Origin of the sequence: Pseudomonas sp. FP2254, from assembly GCF_030687695.1 — a bacterium.
Lineage (GTDB): Bacteria > Pseudomonadota > Gammaproteobacteria > Pseudomonadales > Pseudomonadaceae > Aquipseudomonas > Aquipseudomonas quebecensis.
In genome coordinates this window covers 4,022,665-4,038,699 of the sequence record NZ_CP117444.1, presented here as the reverse complement: position 1 = coordinate 4,038,699, position 16,035 = coordinate 4,022,665, and the positions used below count along the sequence as shown (strand labels likewise).

At 61.9% G+C, this 16,035-nt stretch carries 16 protein-coding genes and 1 other RNA gene; 11 read left to right on the top strand and 6 right to left on the bottom strand.

Annotation, left to right across the window (positions count from 1 at the left end):
* Positions 1–89 precede the first annotated feature (89 nt).
* The 6 genes from PSH94_RS18525 to PSH94_RS18500 all read left to right on the top strand — a co-directional run bounded on the left by PSH94_RS18525 (position 90) and on the right by PSH94_RS18500 (position 5,923).
* The gene (locus tag PSH94_RS18525) at positions 90–1,256 is read left to right on the top strand and encodes a putative zinc-binding metallopeptidase (protein WP_181076104.1); all 1,167 of its coding nucleotides are present in this window, start codon (positions 90–92) and stop codon (positions 1,254–1,256) included.
* A gap of 147 nt (positions 1,257–1,403) precedes the next feature.
* An RNA gene (gene ffs, locus PSH94_RS18520) (signal recognition particle sRNA small type) lies at positions 1,404–1,500 on the top strand.
* 172 nt (positions 1,501–1,672) lie between these two features.
* The gene (locus PSH94_RS18515; RefSeq protein ID WP_305435538.1) at positions 1,673–2,101 is read left to right on the top strand and encodes a hypothetical protein; all 429 of its coding nucleotides are present in this window, start codon (positions 1,673–1,675) and stop codon (positions 2,099–2,101) included.
* 59 nt (positions 2,102–2,160) lie between these two features.
* Entirely contained in the window at positions 2,161–4,122 is a 1,962-nt protein-coding gene (locus PSH94_RS18510; protein ID WP_305435537.1) for a hypothetical protein, read from the top strand.
* A 156-nt stretch (positions 4,123–4,278) separates the two neighbouring features.
* The gene (locus PSH94_RS18505; protein WP_181076099.1) at positions 4,279–5,325 is read left to right on the top strand and encodes an N-acetylmuramidase family protein; all 1,047 of its coding nucleotides are present in this window, start codon (positions 4,279–4,281) and stop codon (positions 5,323–5,325) included.
* A 1-nt stretch (position 5,326) separates the two neighbouring features.
* Entirely contained in the window at positions 5,327–5,923 is a 597-nt protein-coding gene (locus PSH94_RS18500; protein ID WP_305435536.1) for a hypothetical protein, read from the top strand.
* Between the two features lie 58 nt (positions 5,924–5,981).
* On the opposite strand, the gene PSH94_RS18495 is transcribed toward PSH94_RS18500, so the two are convergent.
* Positions 5,982–6,893: a DUF2167 domain-containing protein gene (locus tag PSH94_RS18495; protein ID WP_253508878.1), complete on the bottom strand. Its 912-nt coding sequence runs from the start codon at positions 6,891–6,893 to the stop codon at positions 5,982–5,984.
* Between the two features lie 75 nt (positions 6,894–6,968).
* Entirely contained in the window at positions 6,969–7,832 is an 864-nt protein-coding gene (locus PSH94_RS18490; RefSeq protein ID WP_305435535.1) for a LysR family transcriptional regulator, read from the bottom strand.
* A 102-nt stretch (positions 7,833–7,934) separates the two neighbouring features.
* Here PSH94_RS18490 and PSH94_RS18485 point away from each other — a divergent pair, with 102 nt between their 5' ends.
* The gene (locus PSH94_RS18485; RefSeq protein ID WP_305435534.1) at positions 7,935–8,894 is read left to right on the top strand and encodes a DMT family transporter; all 960 of its coding nucleotides are present in this window, start codon (positions 7,935–7,937) and stop codon (positions 8,892–8,894) included.
* On the opposite strand, the gene PSH94_RS18480 is transcribed toward PSH94_RS18485, so the two are convergent.
* Together PSH94_RS18480 and PSH94_RS18475 are read right to left on the bottom strand one after the other, a co-directional pair.
* Positions 8,808–9,179: a VOC family protein gene (locus PSH94_RS18480; RefSeq protein ID WP_305435533.1), complete on the bottom strand. Its 372-nt coding sequence runs from the start codon at positions 9,177–9,179 to the stop codon at positions 8,808–8,810. The two genes, PSH94_RS18485 and PSH94_RS18480, sit on opposite strands and share 87 nt — an antisense overlap.
* 54 nt (positions 9,180–9,233) lie before the next feature.
* Positions 9,234–9,995, bottom strand: coding sequence for an ABC transporter substrate-binding protein (locus PSH94_RS18475; RefSeq protein WP_253508874.1), 762 nt, complete (start codon positions 9,993–9,995; stop codon positions 9,234–9,236).
* Between the two features lie 133 nt (positions 9,996–10,128).
* Between PSH94_RS18475 and dnaX the strand changes: the two genes are divergently transcribed.
* From dnaX to recR, 4 genes are all read left to right on the top strand, one after another.
* The gene (dnaX, locus tag PSH94_RS18470) at positions 10,129–12,168 is read left to right on the top strand and encodes a DNA polymerase III subunit gamma/tau (protein WP_305435532.1); all 2,040 of its coding nucleotides are present in this window, start codon (positions 10,129–10,131) and stop codon (positions 12,166–12,168) included.
* A gap of 44 nt (positions 12,169–12,212) precedes the next feature.
* Positions 12,213–12,551 carry a YbaB/EbfC family nucleoid-associated protein gene (locus PSH94_RS18465; protein ID WP_017527493.1) on the top strand — a complete coding sequence of 113 codons (339 nt, stop codon included), beginning with the start codon at positions 12,213–12,215 and terminating at the stop codon, positions 12,549–12,551.
* 132 nt (positions 12,552–12,683) lie between these two features.
* Complete coding sequence (locus PSH94_RS18460; protein WP_181076083.1) at positions 12,684–13,718, top strand: NADP-dependent oxidoreductase; 1,035 nt, start codon at positions 12,684–12,686, stop codon at positions 13,716–13,718.
* Between the two features lie 66 nt (positions 13,719–13,784).
* The gene (gene recR / locus PSH94_RS18455) at positions 13,785–14,387 is read left to right on the top strand and encodes a recombination mediator RecR (protein ID WP_014719453.1); all 603 of its coding nucleotides are present in this window, start codon (positions 13,785–13,787) and stop codon (positions 14,385–14,387) included.
* A 199-nt stretch (positions 14,388–14,586) separates the two neighbouring features.
* On the opposite strand, the gene PSH94_RS18450 is transcribed toward recR, so the two are convergent.
* On the bottom strand, positions 14,587–15,135 hold the full coding sequence (locus tag PSH94_RS18450) for an adenine phosphoribosyltransferase (protein ID WP_305435531.1): 549 nt from the start codon (positions 15,133–15,135) through the stop codon (positions 14,587–14,589).
* 81 nt (positions 15,136–15,216) lie between these two features.
* Positions 15,217–15,951 carry a fumarate/nitrate reduction transcriptional regulator Fnr gene (gene fnr / locus PSH94_RS18445; RefSeq protein ID WP_181076079.1) on the bottom strand — a complete coding sequence of 245 codons (735 nt, stop codon included), beginning with the start codon at positions 15,949–15,951 and terminating at the stop codon, positions 15,217–15,219.
* Positions 15,952–16,035 lie beyond the last annotated feature (84 nt).

Genomic DNA, 16,035 nt, shown 5'->3' with positions numbered 1-16,035 from the left:
CGGGCTGCGCTGCGCACCTCGTGCCTGCCAAGTGGAACGATCCGGAGTCCGCGATGATCTAGTCTTGGTCATCCCTGGGAGAGATCGCCATGTTCCGCTATTTCGAGCAGCTCAGTTCGCGCATTGCCGCACCGTTCATGGCCGATACCTCGCGCAACGGCAAGGTCTGGCAATGCCGTTGCGGCCAGGCGCTGTTCTTTCGCAACAGTCAGTGCCTGGCCTGCTCGGCGCTGCTGGGTTATCAGCCGCAGCAGAGTCGCCTGGCGTCCCTGCAGCCCGGCCCCGTGACCGGGACGTGGCTGCAGGACGGCAATCTCGACGCCGGTGCTTTTCGTCGCTGCGCCAACCTCGACACGCCGGCGGCCTGCAACTGGCTGATCCCGGCGCACAGCACCGCGCCGCTGTGCGTGGCTTGCAGCCTCAATCGCACCATTCCGGACCTGTCCATCGTGGAAAACCACGAGCGCTGGCGCAAAGTGGAAACCGCCAAGCGCCGCCTGGTGGCGCAGTTGATCAGCCTGGGCTTGCAAGTGGTGCCCAAGCGCGTCGACGAAGATACCGGCCTGGCCTTCGACTTTATCGGCATCGACCTGCAGGGCAACGCGCCCACCACCGGACATGCCAACGGTCTGATCACCCTGGACATCAAAGAAGCCGATGACGCCCACCGCGAGCAAGTCCGCGTGCAGATGCACGAGCCTTACCGCACCTTGCTCGGCCACTTTCGCCATGAAGTCGGTCATTACTATTGGGATCGACTGATCGCCGACAGCCACTGGCTCGAACCTTTTCGCCAATTATTCGGCGACGAACGCGCCAGCTACGCCGATGCTCTCGAGCGCCACTATCAGCACGGGCCGCGACCGGACTGGCAGCACACCTGCGTCAGCGCCTACGCCACCATGCACCCGTGGGAAGACTGGGCCGAGACCTGGGCGCACTACCTGCACATGATGGACGCCGTGGACACCGCCCTGGGCTTCGGCATGAGCGCCCGCGAGATGGACCTGGATTATCAGCCGTTCCCCCTCGCCACCCTCTACGACCCTGAACACCCAGGCGGTCCGGCATTTCTTTCGTTCGTCAACGCCTGGATCGAACTGGCCGGCATGCTGAACGAACTCTCGCGCAGCATGGGCCAGCCGGATTTCTACCCCTTCGTACTGCCACCGGCGGTGATCGCCAAACTGCACTTTATCCACCTGGTGATCCAGGAGGAGGGTGGGCGTGCGGACGAGGTGTTGCAGGCACAGTGATTAACCCGTGTGTGAGGGCAAAGCGTGTGGTCAAGGCAAGTGCTTGAACCTCTTCATATTTTTAATCGGTCACCAACGGTTGTAACTTCCCATGAGATCGGTACAATGGCGCGGCTTGCCGAGAGGCCAGCGTCGTTATGGTGACCCCATCGGTCCCCCCGCAACGATTACCCGTTAACCTGGTCAGGCCCGGAAGGGAGCAGCCACAGCGGGAACATTGTGTGCCGGGGTGTGGCTGGTGGGGTTGCCTCCATAACGCTCTTCCTTTGTTGTCTATCCAAATCTTAAAAAAACGTATGCGAACCATCTGCCTTCGAGCAGTCGATGGTGGCATTGTCGCGACGGTTGAAAACTCACGTCAGCCCGTCGTTTGATCGGTGGCATACTTCACTGCCTGGCATTCGGAGGCAGCGTAAGTGGAAAAAGTTGACGACCTCACTCGAGAAAAACTGCGGGAATGGCAGATGCGGCGCCTGGAGATCAAGGACCGTATCCAGGCCCATCCGGAGCAAACGCTGGCGTTGTCGAAAGTGTTGGACCTGATGGACGAGGAGCACGCTCAAATCATGAGCGCTGCGCAGTTTATCCGCACCGCCGAGCCAAGCCCTGAGCCCAGCATCGATCAGCTTCCATCGGTCACCGCTACCTACCAATTGCACTTGAACGTGTCTGCCCACAGCGCCGAAGATCTGCGGCGTTTGCTCGATATGGCCGTTCACGAACTGCAACGGCAGATTGAAGTGGCCGGCGCTTCGGCGTCCACCGAACCACGGCGTTACCCCGGCGGCATGACGGGCTCTCTGGGCGGTTATCAATTCGAGGTGGGCGTCGGTCAGGATGCCTGACAAGCTTGACCGCTGAATCCATTTGATTGACCTCATTCGGCCCCTGGCCGCGAGGATGTATGCAACCGGAACACTTCGACTTATCCAGCCCCGTCTTCCTGCCGGTCACCGACGAAACCTGCAGCGCCTTGCTCGGTGCCGACGGTGCCGCGCACCTGGACAGCCTGACGGACCCGGAGCTGGCCGCAATACTGGTCATTCAGAATCTGGCGCAGGCCGCGCAAACGGACCTCAACGGCGCGGCCGCCGAGCGTGTGCTCGTCAAGTTGATGGGGTGGGTGGTGAACGCGCCGACGTCCGGCACGCCGGCATTGCTGTCCGAAGCGCGGCGCCTGTTTGACCCGCGCAAGTTGTACTTCGGCATCAATGCGCTCAAAAACCTCAACCTGCGCCTGTTACTGCCCGAAGAAGTCGCGGCGCGCGATTACCTGTTGCCCGACGGCCAGTGGGATGTGACCTTCAAAGTCCGACAGCGGCGCAGCAACGACCCCTTCAGCCAGCAGATGATCACCCCCCGGCACCGTGAGCGTTGGCTCAGCCCGGCCCAGGACAAGCTGGTGCGCACCTTTCGCGCGAATCTCAATGAAGACCTGCATGTGCAGGGTTACGCCGGTATCGGCAAGAGCCATCTGCTGGGCGCGTTGCTGGAATGCCTGCGCCCGGAAAAAACCCTGGTCCTGGCGCGCACCGGGGCCAAACTGGCCACGCTTCGCGAGCGCATGGGGCTGGCGCGGGACGGCAAGGCCGGTTCGACCTTCGCCGCCTTTGCCAAGGCCCTGTTGCAGGCGGGGCGCCCCGGCGCGGACAAAACGCCGGCCCGATTGCCCGGCAAACAGGCGGTGTCCCAAGCCCTGGATATCCTGGGGTGGCGCGGCCACGATGGCCAAGCGACGCTGAATGTGTGCCTCAAGGTGCTTGAGAACTACTGCACCTCCAGCCATCACAGCCTCTCGGCCCGGCACTTGCCCCACTTCAAGCACGCCTTGAGCAGCCTGGATGCCCAAGTCTTGCTGGAATACGCAAGTCGCGTTTGGACGTACCTGGAGCGCAACCCGCAGTGGGTCAACCAGACCGAGTTTGCCACCCTGTGGTTGATCAAGCGCGCCAGCCTGGCGGGCTGCGAGGTGCCACCGCGCTTTACCCATGTGTTGATCGATGAAAGCCAGGACATCCCGGCCTCGTTGCTGCAGATCATTGAGCGCGGCCGTCAGGTGTTGATTACCTTGGGCGACGAATACCAGCTGGCCACAGGCGTGATGGTGCGGCGCAAACGCGAAGTCCGGCACACCGATATCAGCTACTCGGTGCGTTCCGGTCGCAATGTCGAACGCCTGGTCAACCCGTTGATCAGCGTGCACTCGCAGAAGAGCAAGGTTCCGTTCGAAGGCGCGCGGGACGCCGATGTCGGCATCGAGCATTACCCCCAGGGTTTCGTGCCGCCCGAAGGCTGCGTCGTGTTGACCGCGTCCCACTGGGACACCATGAAGTGGGCAATCCAGTTGCAGCAGGCCAATTGCCCGTTCGGCGTGTTCGACAGCGCAGCGCAGCGCGATCTGGAGCGTTTCATGATCAGCGCCATTGCCCTGTTCAAACCGCAGTTTTACAGCACCGAACACACCGACAAAGGCCCTCACGCCTATTTCAGCGACCTGGCCGACTGGCAGCAGGTGCGCGAGGCCGGCCAGTTCGACGAAGCGTTCCTGTGGGTCGAGGACGAGCTGGAGAAAGGTTTCAATGTGGCCGATGTGACCCGTCTGAACCGGTTGAGCGGCCAGCCTGACAAGTGCTGCCGGCTGATGCTTGCACAGGAGGCCGGCGGCATGGAGTTTGACAGCGTGCTGCTCACCCCGGCACTGCTGACCAATGTGAAATTCAAGGATGCCTATGCGTTCGACCAGCGACTGTGCGAGGTGTATATCGCGATTTCAAGAGCCAGGCGGCAGTTGTACCTGCCTTACGATGTGGTCGAGTGGATCGATTACCACAAGTATCAGAAGACCCGTGAAACTCATGGTTATTAGAAAATTGGTTCGGTTGTTTCACAACTTTCAAGCGCCCCTCTGGACAACCCAAAATCGCCTTGCTAGTTTCCGCCAGCCGCATGTTTCAGAATATGACAACGGCAACGCATTGATTTTGAAGTGGCATCACTTCTTTAACCAACAAGGATGTCTCCGATGAAAAGCCTGCAAGGGTTGCCCCGTCTGATCAGCGCTTCGGTGGGTGCTCCCGGTAAAGCCCGCAATTTGCCCGCCGATGTGCAGTGCATCCAGTATCTCTTCAATCTGATCATTCCGAAGATGGGCGCTCCACTGGCCGAAAACGGCAAGTGCGACGGCCAGTTGGTGCAGTGCATCAGCCAGTACCAGTTCCGTCACCTCAAATATGCTCACCCCGACGGCGTGATCGACCCCACCGGCCGCACGTTCAACAGCCTGATCGAAGAAGCGGTAAAGGTGCCGGTGAAGGCCTCGCCGACCCTGCGTATCCCAACGTTCCTCAACGGCTTCGGCAATAACCAGGGCGACGCGGTGCACGCCACGGTCAATGTGTACCTGGACCGCATGCGCGCGATGATCGAGGCAGAGCGGCGCAACCGCCAATTGATGTTGCAGCCCACCTGCGACGGCGGCATGACCCTCTCCGATACAGACTTCCAGAACGCCGCCACCCAGTTGGGCAATGGCATTTCGGTGAACATCATCAAGGCCTTCGCCACCGTGGAATCGGGCGGGCGTTCAGGGTTCGGGCCGGCCAAGTTGCCGGTGATCGCCTTCGAAGGGCACTTGTTTCGCAAATACACCAAGCGCATCTACGACCAGGCGCACCCGCTGCTGTCTTACCCCTACGTGAAAAAGGCCGGGCCGCAGTGGCAGGTCAATAACAAGGACCAGATCAAGGCCTGGGAAACCATGGCCACCGCGTTTGCCCTGGACCAGGAAGCGGCCTTGATGTCGGCGTCGTGGGGCATGTTCCAGATCATGGGGTTCAACTTTTCGTCGTGCGGTTACAAGACGGTGTTTGAATTTGCGGCAGCCTTGAAAGTGAATGCCGGCAACCAACTCAAAGCCTTCCTGGGTTTCTGCAGCAAGAGCCCGGCCTTGATGAAAGCCATGAAGGCCAAGGATTTCACCGGCATGGCGCGCAACTACAATGGCGAGGACTACGGCAACTACGATGTCCTGATGAAGAAAGCCTACGAAAAACTTGAAGGGAAAAAATAGGATGACGCGTTTTCTGACGATGGGTGTGTTGTCGTTGTGCTGTGCAATGCCGGCATTGGCCGCCAGCAGCGCTTTGCATTCAGGCAAGTACGAGGGCCTGATGCTGGCGGTTACGCCGCAGCAGCAGGTCGAAGGTTACTACGCCGAAGAAATGGGCGAGGGCGTCACCCGGGGCTGCACGTTTTACCTGCAGGGCAAGCCCGGTGCGCTGACGACCTGGGGCCAGGAGGCTTATCCGGGCAGCGTGGCACCGTCCGCCGATGGCGTGACCCTGACCGTGGAACAGGGCCGCCAGCATCCCGGCTGCCTGAACGTGCTGATGCCGGAAATCGCCACCGGCCTGGACCTGAGCCAGACCGCCAGCAAAAACTGGATCGGCCTGGTCACGGTGTCCGCCGACAAGGCTTACCTGCAGAAAACCCTCGGTGCCAAGGTCGCCAAGCGCCCGTACATCGTCAAGCGTGACGTGGTCGGTGTGCTGGCGTACAAGGACGGCTGGGCGCAGGTCGAGTTCGTCAACGCCGAGGGCCGTTCGTCCATCGGCTGGATCAGTCAGGACCAGTACAGCCGTCTGGCGGCGCCCACCGCGCAAAACTGAGCCGTAAAAAAACGCCGCCGTGTGCCAGGGCACGCGGCGGCGTTTTTGTGTGCGGGTTTCAGCCCTTGTTGCGGCTGAACAGCTTACGGATACCGGCGAGCAGTGCCACCACGCCGATCACCAGAAACTTCTTCGCCGCCAGCAGGAAAATGCCGATCTTGGCGAACAGCCCGGCCTTCGCGGCGATTCCGCCGGCCACCAGCGCCGCCAGGCCATAGGTGGCCATTTTGTCGGTGGTGGGGTTGAAGTCGGTGTACAGGTTGCCATCGGTGAAGTTGGTGAAGGCCAGCACCTTGGGCAACTCTTGCTTGATGGTAGGCAGGTCGGCCATGGCGGCGACGGCGTTGAGTTCCAGCACGCCTTCACGGCCCAGCACGCGGATGCTGTAGTTGAGGGTGTTCTGATCGGCGTCGTCGGCTTTCAGTTCGCGGGCCCAGTACATTTTGTGGGTGGTGTCGTCGTAATGCGGCGGCTCGGCCCAGCCCAGCAGGTGCAGGCCGGCGTAGCCTTGTTTCTGGCGCTCCTGGTTCTCGGCTTCGTCTTCTTCCTGCATCTGTTTGAGCAGATCGGCGTAGTCGATTTTTGCCGCATCCTCGTCGGAAATATGCCCATCGGCCTTGTAGCTGACGATCACACCCCAGCCGCGCTCGGACAGCGGGCTGACGGCTTTGGGCACAATCATGCCCAGGGTCTTGAAGCCCGGCGGGTTGCCCCAGCCATCGGTCAGCAGGCGCTCGGTGTCGGCCGGGTCGAGGTAGTAGAACTCGTCGTTGAGTTTCAGGGTGGCGATACCGCTGGGCAGGGTGACCGTACCGGTTTTTTTCTTGAGCGAGGCCAGGAAATGTTCGGCGGTTTCAGCCGGCTCGGCGGCGGCACTGGCTTCGACCGGAGCAGGCGTGGCGGCGGCGAAGGCGGGGAGGGCGGGCAGGCTCAGAGCGGCCGCCGCGAGTAATAAGCGGAGGTAATTCACGGTAGTCCCTTACAATTTGAATTAATTTCGCGAAAGGATAACTGAAAAACCTGCTATGGGGCATTCAAATAAGTCTCAACCGAACGTCTCGTGCAGCAGCGCGGCAAAGGCATCGCGCGCCAGATGTCGCTGGGTGTCTTTGTGCCAGAACAGCAGATTGTCCACCGCCTGCAGCTCCGCGAACCGGTAGGACGTCAACTGGCTGGCCTGCTCGTAGCGAGCCAGAATGCCTTCCGGCGCCAACGCCACGCCGATGCCGGCGCTCACGCACCCGATAATCGTGCCCCAACTGGCGTAGCTGGCCGTGCTAGGTGTGACGTTATGGGGTTTGAGCCAGTTCTCCAGCGCCGCGCGATAGGGGCAACCGGTTGGCCACACCAGCAGGCTGCGGCCCGCCAGGTCCTGCGCGCCTTGGATCGGCGCGCTGCATGCGCTGGCGACCAGTACCAAGCGTTCGCGGTAGACCACGCTGTGTTCGAGCTTGGCGCGCGGGCTGCCTGCAGCTACCAGGGCCACATCCAGGCGATGGTGTTGCAGGTCGTCGAGTAATTGGCTCCAGGCGCCGGTCACCAGTTCCAGGCTGACCTGCGGGTAACGCCGGTGATACTCCGCCAGCAATGGCGGAAGACGGCCGCTGGCGCTGGATTCCACCGCGCCGATGCGCAAGGTGCCACGGGGGATGGCAGTGGCATCCACTGCCCGTTTGGACTCATCCACCAGCGCCAGGATGCGCTCGCAATAGTCGAGAAAAATCTCACCCGCCGCGCTGATCGCCAGCCCGCGTCCGGCGCGGATAAATAACGGCGTGCCCAGTTCGCTCTCCAGCTGCTTGATGCGCGTGGTGATGTTGGACGGCACGCAATGCAGTTGCACGGCTGCCTGGGCCACGCTGCCCGTCTGCGCCACGGCGCGCACCATTTTCAGTTGGGCCAGTTCCATTGCTCAATTCCCGTGATTTCAGAAGTCAGAAACGCTTAATTGTCCTGCGCCGCGACCCGGCCAAGACTGACAGCCTTCTTTCGCGGTTTCTGGACATTCTCGATGAACACCCCGTCACGCCTGAAGCTTACGCTAGTCACCGCCAGCGTGATCCTCTGCTGGGCCTACTCGCCGATTGGCGTGCACCTCGGCCTGCATAGCTACAGCCCTGGTCAACTGGCGTTGTTGCGCTTTTTGATCGCGTCGCTGTTTATGGCCGGGGTGGCGCTGGTACTGGGCATCGGCCGACCGCGCTGGCGGGACGTGCCCTGGTTGCTGGTGCTGGGGTTCTTCGGCGTGTTCCTGCACCACACAGCCCTCAACTATGGACAGCAATGGGTCACGGCGGCGGCTTCCAGCGTATTGGCGCAGTCGGCACCGCTTTTCAGTGTGCTGATCGCGTTTCTGGTTTTGAAGGAGCGGGTGAGTGTGTGGCGTTGGGTGTGTGTGTCATTGGGGCTGGTCGGGGTAGGGGTGGTGATCTGCGGTGATCGGGGCATCGGCGAGATCGACCCACGCGGCGTGCTGATCCTGCTGGCGGCGCTGTCCTGGAGTGTGTATTTCGCCCTTCAGAAACACTACGCCCATCGCTACAGCCCGCTGACCATGGCGTGCTACATGGTGTGGGCGGGCACCCTGATGCTCTGCGTGAACCTGCCGGACCTGCCCGCGGCGGTGCTGCGGGCACCGGTTGCAGAGAACCTGGCGGTGCTGGTGCTGGGCATTTTCCCCAGCGCTCTGGCCTATCTGGCGTGGGGCTATGTGTTGAAACATGTGGAGGTCAGCCGCGCGGCGGTGGCGATGTACCTGATTCCGCCAGTGGCGATGCTGATGGCCGCCACTCTGCTGGGTGAGCAGGTGACGCCGTGGGTGGTGCTCGGCGCGCTGATCGTGCTGGCCAGCGTGGCGGCCATCAGTCTGGAGGGGCGCTGGCGCTTAGTCGTGCAGGCAAAACGCGCGCAACCGGTGGCCGTCCAGGTCCTGGGCGACGAAGGTGTAGCCGAAGTCCGCGGCCGTCGGTGACTGGATGATCGTGACTCCACGTGCGGACCACTGCGCGTGCAAGGTGTCCACGGCGGTTTTGTCCGCCAGTGACAGCCCCACTTCAGCGCCGCCGCCCGTCAGCGTGGCGGCCGGTTCCACTGTGTGCCGCGACCACAGCCCCAGCTTGACGCCGTTATCGAGTATGAACAGGGCAAAGGTCGGGTTCAGTTCCACGGATGGCTTGTCGAGCAGCCGGCTGTAGAAATTGGCGCTGGTGGCCGGACTGTCGACATAGAGCAGGAAATAATGAGCGACGGTAGACATGCAGGTTCCTTGAGGGCAGGCGATTGAATGGGTCCAGTCTAAAAGGTCGCACTGTCAGTTCTTGTCAGGAGCGTGCGCTTGCGTTGGAACCTGGCCGGTATACAGCTGGATGATTTCGTCGATCTCTCCCGACACTTTCATACGCAGCAATGTACGCAGGATCTGCTGTACCGGCAGTTTCGGATCGTTGCGCACGATGCAGCCAAGACTCAGCTCATCGACCACGGCGACCTTGTGCAGACGGTGCTCAGGCGTCAGGGTCTGATTGAAGCGGTCCACCGTCCACTCGTTGATCACCGCATACTGAAAGCGTCCGGCCAGGAGTTTGTGCAATACCTGCTCCTCGCTGCGCGCCTCGTCGCGGGTCAGCCGGCCGCTGGCGAACAGTGCCGCCAGGCCGGTGTAGCGGTAATTGAGCACGGTGCCGATGGCTTGTGGCGCCAGCTCGGCCAGCGTGACCGGCTGCTCGCTCGTACTGACCAGGACACTGCGCTGCATCATCAGCGGCACGCTCCAGGCGTAGTCTCCCGGCAGGTCATCCAGCCAGGCCTGGGTGACATAACAGCGCACATCAATATCGCCATGGAGCATGGCGGTGGCGATGCGCGCGCGTGCCAGCACCTGGAACCGGGCCGGTTGGCCGAGCTGATTGGCCAGGCTCGCCATCACGTCATACATAATCCCTTGGGTAGGCTGGCCGTTTTCCAGCTGCACCATGGGCATCGCCCAGCTGTCGGAAACCGAAAAGCGCAGCGGGGCGGGCGCCGCCAGGCTGGCCGTGGTAATCATCCATAAAGCGCCCAGGACTACGCGCATACACTCTCCGGGTTCAGGCCGATTGGGGGCCAGTGAGCAGAGCTTAGTCAGATTAGACGAGCGTGCCGGATGCAATTTCCCCCTTGCTCCGCTAGCATTACCGGCTTCCGCTTCCCAGTTGCGACGGTTTTCGATGAGTTATCAGGTTCTTGCACGTAAATGGCGCCCGCGCTCGTTCCGCGAAATGGTCGGCCAGACCCATGTGCTCAAGGCTCTGATCAATGCCTTGGACAGCCAGCGGCTGCACCACGCCTACCTGTTCACCGGTACCCGCGGGGTCGGCAAGACCACCATTGCGCGGATCATCGCCAAGTGCCTGAACTGCGAAACCGGTATTACCTCGACGCCCTGCGGCACCTGTTCGGTGTGCCGGGAAATCGACGAAGGACGTTTCGTCGACCTGATCGAGATCGACGCCGCCAGCCGCACCAAGGTCGAAGACACCCGCGAGCTGCTGGACAACGTGCAGTACGCGCCGAGCCGAGGCCGCTTCAAGGTCTACCTGATCGACGAAGTGCACATGCTCTCCAGCCATTCCTTCAACGCCTTGTTGAAAACCCTGGAAGAGCCGCCGCCCTACGTTAAATTCATCCTGGCGACCACCGACCCGCAGAAACTTCCCGCAACTATTCTGTCGCGTTGCCTGCAGTTCTCCCTGAAGAACATGACCCCCGAGCGCGTGGTCGAGCATTTGACCCATGTGCTGGGCGTCGAGAACGTACCGTTCGAAGACGACGCGCTGTGGCTGCTGGGCCGCGCGGCCGATGGTTCGATGCGTGATGCCATGAGCCTTACTGACCAGGCTATCGCCTTCGGTGAAGGCAAGGTCATGGCCGCCGATGTGCGTGCCATGCTCGGCACGCTGGATCACGGCCAGGTCTTCGACGTGCTGCACGCGTTGATCGACGGTGACGCCAAGGCATTGCTGGAAGCCGTGCGCCATTTGTCGGAGCAAGGCCCGGACTGGAACGGCGTGCTCTCGGAAATTCTCAATGTGCTGCACCGCGTGGCTATCGCCCAGGCGCTGCCCGAGGGGGTCGACAACGGCCATGGCGACCGCGACCGCGTGCTGGCGCTGGCCCAGGCATTGCCGGCCGAAGACGTGCAGTTCTATTACCAGATGGGCCTGATCGGCCGTCGCGACCTGCCCCTGGCGCCGGACCCGCGCGGCGGGTTCGAGATGGTGCTGTTGCGCATGCTGGCGTTCCGGCCCGCCGATACGGCGGACGCACCGAGACAGCCGCTAAAGCCAGTGGGGATCAGCCAGGCCACAGTTGATTCCGCCAAATCCGTGGCTGGCGTCGCCGTGGTCGCGCCAGTCGTTGCCGCGCCGGCGCTTGTAGAGCCTCCAGCGGCGCCGGTGGTGGAACCGGTGGCGGTTGAACCCCCTGAGCCTGTGGCGGAGGTCGACCTGCCGTGGAACGCGCCGGCGGACCCCGAGCCCGAGCCCGAACTGCAGCCCGCCGTCGAGCCGGTGCTGGAAACCCTCGGCGAGCAGCCCGAGCTGACCCCGATGCCCACGCCGACGCCTGACAGCGCAGTGCCGGATGCGCCGGAGTGGGTCAGCGCGCCGGTGCCCGAGCCAACGGTGGCACAGGTCGAAGCGGCCACGCCGGGCATCGATCTCGACGATGAGCCGCCGCTGGATGAAGATTACATCGAACCGGACATGGATTCGGCCTACAGCTACCTGGACGAGTTGGCCAGCGAACACGCCGCCGAACCGGCCCCGGAGCCCGAGCCGGAACCCGCCGCGGCGCCGGCCACCGGCCTGGCCCTGCAGTGGCTGGAACTGTTCCCGAAATTGCCGATTTCCGGCATGACCGGCAGCATCGCCGCCAACTGCACGCTGGTCGCCATCGAGGGCGACCATTGGTCGCTGCACCTGGACCCGGCCCACAGCGCCCTGTTCAACGCGACCCAGCAGCGTCGCCTGAACGACGCGTTGAACCAGTACCACGGTCGCCCGTTGACGATCAGCATCGAATTGATCAAGCCTGAGCAGGAAACCCCGGCCCAGGCCGCGACCCGCCGACGTCTGAACCGCCAGCGGGAAGCCGAGGAAGCGATCCACACCGATCCGCTCATCCAGCAAATGATGCAACAGTTCGGCGCAGTGGTCCGCCACGATACTATTGAACCTGTCGAAGCCCCGGTGCCTCAGGCGTCATGACACCGGGCTACTAACTTGATCCACGTACTTTTGAGGTGATTCCCATGATGAAAGGTGGCATGGCCGGCCTGATGAAGCAGGCCCAGCAGATGCAGGAAAAAATGGCCAAGATGCAGGAAGAACTGGCCAACGCCGAAGTCACCGGTAAAGCCGGTGGCGATATGGTCAGCGTGGTGATGACGGGTCGCCATGACATCAAGCGCGTGAGCATTGACCCGAGCCTGCTCGAAGGCGTCAGCGATGATGACCGTGAGGTGCTGGAAGATCTGTTCGCGGCTGCCGTGAACGACGCCGTGCGCAAGATCGAAGCCAACAGCCAGGACAAAATGTCCGGTGTGACCGCCGGCATGCAACTGCCGCCGGGCATGAAGCTGCCGTTCTGATCCACAGGCATTGGCTAGACTCAAATGCCAGGCATCGCGCCTGGCATTTTTGTTTATGCCGATCCGATCGAACCCCGGCCCGGCATCGATGGTCTGCACCCTATACCGACGAATTCGATAAGGAGCCCTCTGATGCCTCAAGAACCGACACTCAACCAGCGAATTGTTCTGGTCTCGCGCCCCAAAGGCGCACCGACACCGGAGAATTTCCGCCTGGAACGTGTGACCCTGCCGGAGCTGGCGGACGGCCAGGTGCTGCTTAAGACGCTTTACCTGTCCCTCGATCCTTATATGCGCGGGCGGATGAGTGACGCACCGTCCTACGCGGCACCGGTTGAAATAAACGAGGTAATGACGGGTGGCGCTGTAAGCCGTATCGAACAGTCGCGTCATCCGAAATTTGAAGTGGGTGATCTGGTGGTCGGTGCCACTGGCTGGCAGAGTCACAGCATTTCCGATGGCAGCAACCTGATACCGGTGCCTAATGGCCTCGCCAGCCCGTCCATGGCCCTGGGTGTATTGGGCATGCCTGGCATGACCGCCTATATGGGCTTGATGGACATCGGCCAGCCAAAGGCCGGCGAAACCCTGGTGGTGGCTGCAGCGTCCGGTGCGGTGGGCTCGGTGGTGGGGCAGGTGGCCAAGCTCAAGGGCTTGCGTGTGGTCGGCGTCGCCGGCGGCGCACAAAAGTGCCGCTATGTGGTGGATGAGTTGGGCTTCGATGCCTGTATCGACCATAAAAGCGAGGACTTCGCCGACGAGCTGGCTCAGGCCTGCTTCAATGGCGTAGATATCTATTTCGAAAACGTCGGCGGCAAGGTGTTCGATGCAGTGATGCCGCTGCTCAACCCCAAGGCGCGGGTGCCGTTGTGCGGCTTGATCGCCGGTTACAACGCCCATGAAGCGCCCAGCGGCCCCGACCGTCTGCCGGCCCTGCAACGCACATTGCTGACCAAGCGCGTGCGTATCCAGGGCTTTATCGTGTTCGACGACTACGGCGACCGCCAGCCCGAATTCCTCAGCGCCATGGCGCCGTGGGTGCGCGACGGTAAGATCAAGTTCCGCGAAGACGTGGTCGACGGCCTGGAACAGGCGCCTGAAGCTTTTATCGGCCTGCTCGAAGGGCGTAACTTCGGCAAGCTGGTGGTGCGCGTCGCGCAGGATTGATCATTTGACGCTAATCCGGGGCGCGGGTATAAACCGCGTCTCGTCGTTTTGTCGGACCCATGCCCCATGAGCTTCAGCCCCCTGATTCGTCAACTGATCGACGCCCTGCGCACGTTGCCGGGCGTCGGCCAGAAAACCGCCCAGCGCATGGCGCTGCAACTGCTGGAGCGTGATCGCAGCGGCGGCACTCGCCTGGCCCAGGCCCTGAGCCAGGCCATGGAGGGCGTTGGCCATTGTCGCCAGTGCCGCACCCTCACCGAAGAAGAACTCTGCCCGCAATGCGCCGACCCGCGCCGCGACGACACCTTGCTGTGCGTGGTGGAAGGGCCGATGGATGTATACGCGGTGGAGCAGACCGGCTATCGCGGACGCTACTTCGTGCTCAAGGGCCACCTTTCGCCGCTTGACGGCCTGGGGCCAGAAGCCATCGGCATCCCGCAACTGGTGGCGCGCATCGAGGAACAAGGCACCTTTACCGAAGTCATCCTCGCCACCAACCCCACGGTGGAAGGCGAAGCGACCGCGCATTACATCGCGCAACTGCTGACCAACAAAGGCCTGATCACCTCGCGTATCGCCCACGGCGTGCCGTTGGGTGGCGAGCTGGAACTGGTGGACGGCGGCACCCTGGCGCATTCGTTCGCTGGTCGCAAGCCGATCGCTCTCTAAAGACCACCGCAGGACCCACTGCTATCGGGGGCAAGCCCCCTCCCACATTTTGAGACGGTTCTTTCAGTTAGTACTGGGGGAACAGTATGGATTGGCAATGCCGCAAACTACGCGGTGCTGCGCCGTATGATCCAGCCCAGGCAATGACTGTCAAAGGTGGGAGGGGGCTTGCCCCCGATGGCGTCAGTCCGAGCAACCGTTAACGATCAGTCAACGCAAACTGCGTCAGGCAAAAAACCGGAATCCCCATATCTTCCAAGCGTTGCGAGCCGCCCAGCTCCGGCAAATCAATAATCGCCGCCGCTTCGAAGACCTTGGCCCCCATGCGCCGTACCAGGTTCGCCGCTGCGATCAAGGTACCGCCGGTGGCGATCAGATCATCGAATATCAGCACCGAGTCGCCTTCGCACAGGCTGTCGGCGTGCACTTCCAGGAAGGCTTCGCCGTATTCGGTCTGGTAACCCTCGGCCAGCACGTCGGCCGGCAGCTTGCCTTGTTTGCGGAACAGGATCAGCGGCTTGTTCAACTGGTAGGCAATGATCGAACCGATCAGAAAGCCACGGGCGTCCATCGCGCCGATATGGGTGAAGTCGGCCTCTACGTAGCGCTGGGCAAAGCTGTCAGCCACCAGGCGCAGGGCCTTGGGCGATTGGAACAGCGGCGTGATGTCACGGAAGATCACCCCAGGCTTGGGGAAGTCGATGACGGGGCGGATCAGGGATTTGATGTCGAACGAGTCGGAGGTCATCGTCGAAGAGTCCTGGGTGCGGAAAACGGACTCGAAGTATACCTGCGGCCTCGCCGATTGGCGCGGCCGCAGGTGTCTGCATCAACCTTCCAGGGAGCCTCCGGCCAGCGCGCACAGCTGGATCGGGTCGAGGATGTGCACTTCCTTGCCTTCGGCGGCGAGCAATTCGTTCTGCTGGAAACGGGTGAATACGCGGGACACGGTTTCTACCGCCAGGCCCAGGTAGTTGCCGATTTCGTTACGCGACATGCTCAGGCGGAACTGGTTGGCCGAGAACCCACGGGCACGGAAACGGGCCGACAGGTTGACCAGGAACGTAGCGATGCGCTCGTCGGCGGTTTTTTTCGACAACAGCAGCATCATTTGTTGGTCGTCACGGATCTCGCGGCTCATCACGCGCATCAACTGGCGACGCAGTTGCGGCAATTGCAGAGCCAGCTCATCCAGGCGCTCAAAGGGGATTTCGCATACTGAGGTGGTCTCCAGCGCCTGGGCCGACACCGGATGAATCTCGGTGTCCATGCCCGACAGCCCCACCAGTTCACTGGGCAGATGGAAGCCGGTGATCTGTTCCTCGCCGCCATCGCTCAGGCTGAAAGTCTTCAACGCGCCGGAACGTACTGCATAGACGGAATCGAACTTGTCACCCTGGCGAAACAGAAACTCGCCTTTTTTCAGCGGGCGACCGCGTTTAACGATGTCGTCCAGCGCATCCATGTCTTCCAGATTCAGCGAAAGTGGCAGGCAGAGGGGCGCCAGGCTGCAATCCTTGCAATGGGCCTGGCTGTGAGCGCGCAGTTTGACTGGCTCAGACATTTCTTAAATCCTTGTGGGAAAACACACATAATGCGTAAGGGTAACGCACTGTGGTGCAGTCAGGCCAGCCTGTACAAAAAAGCA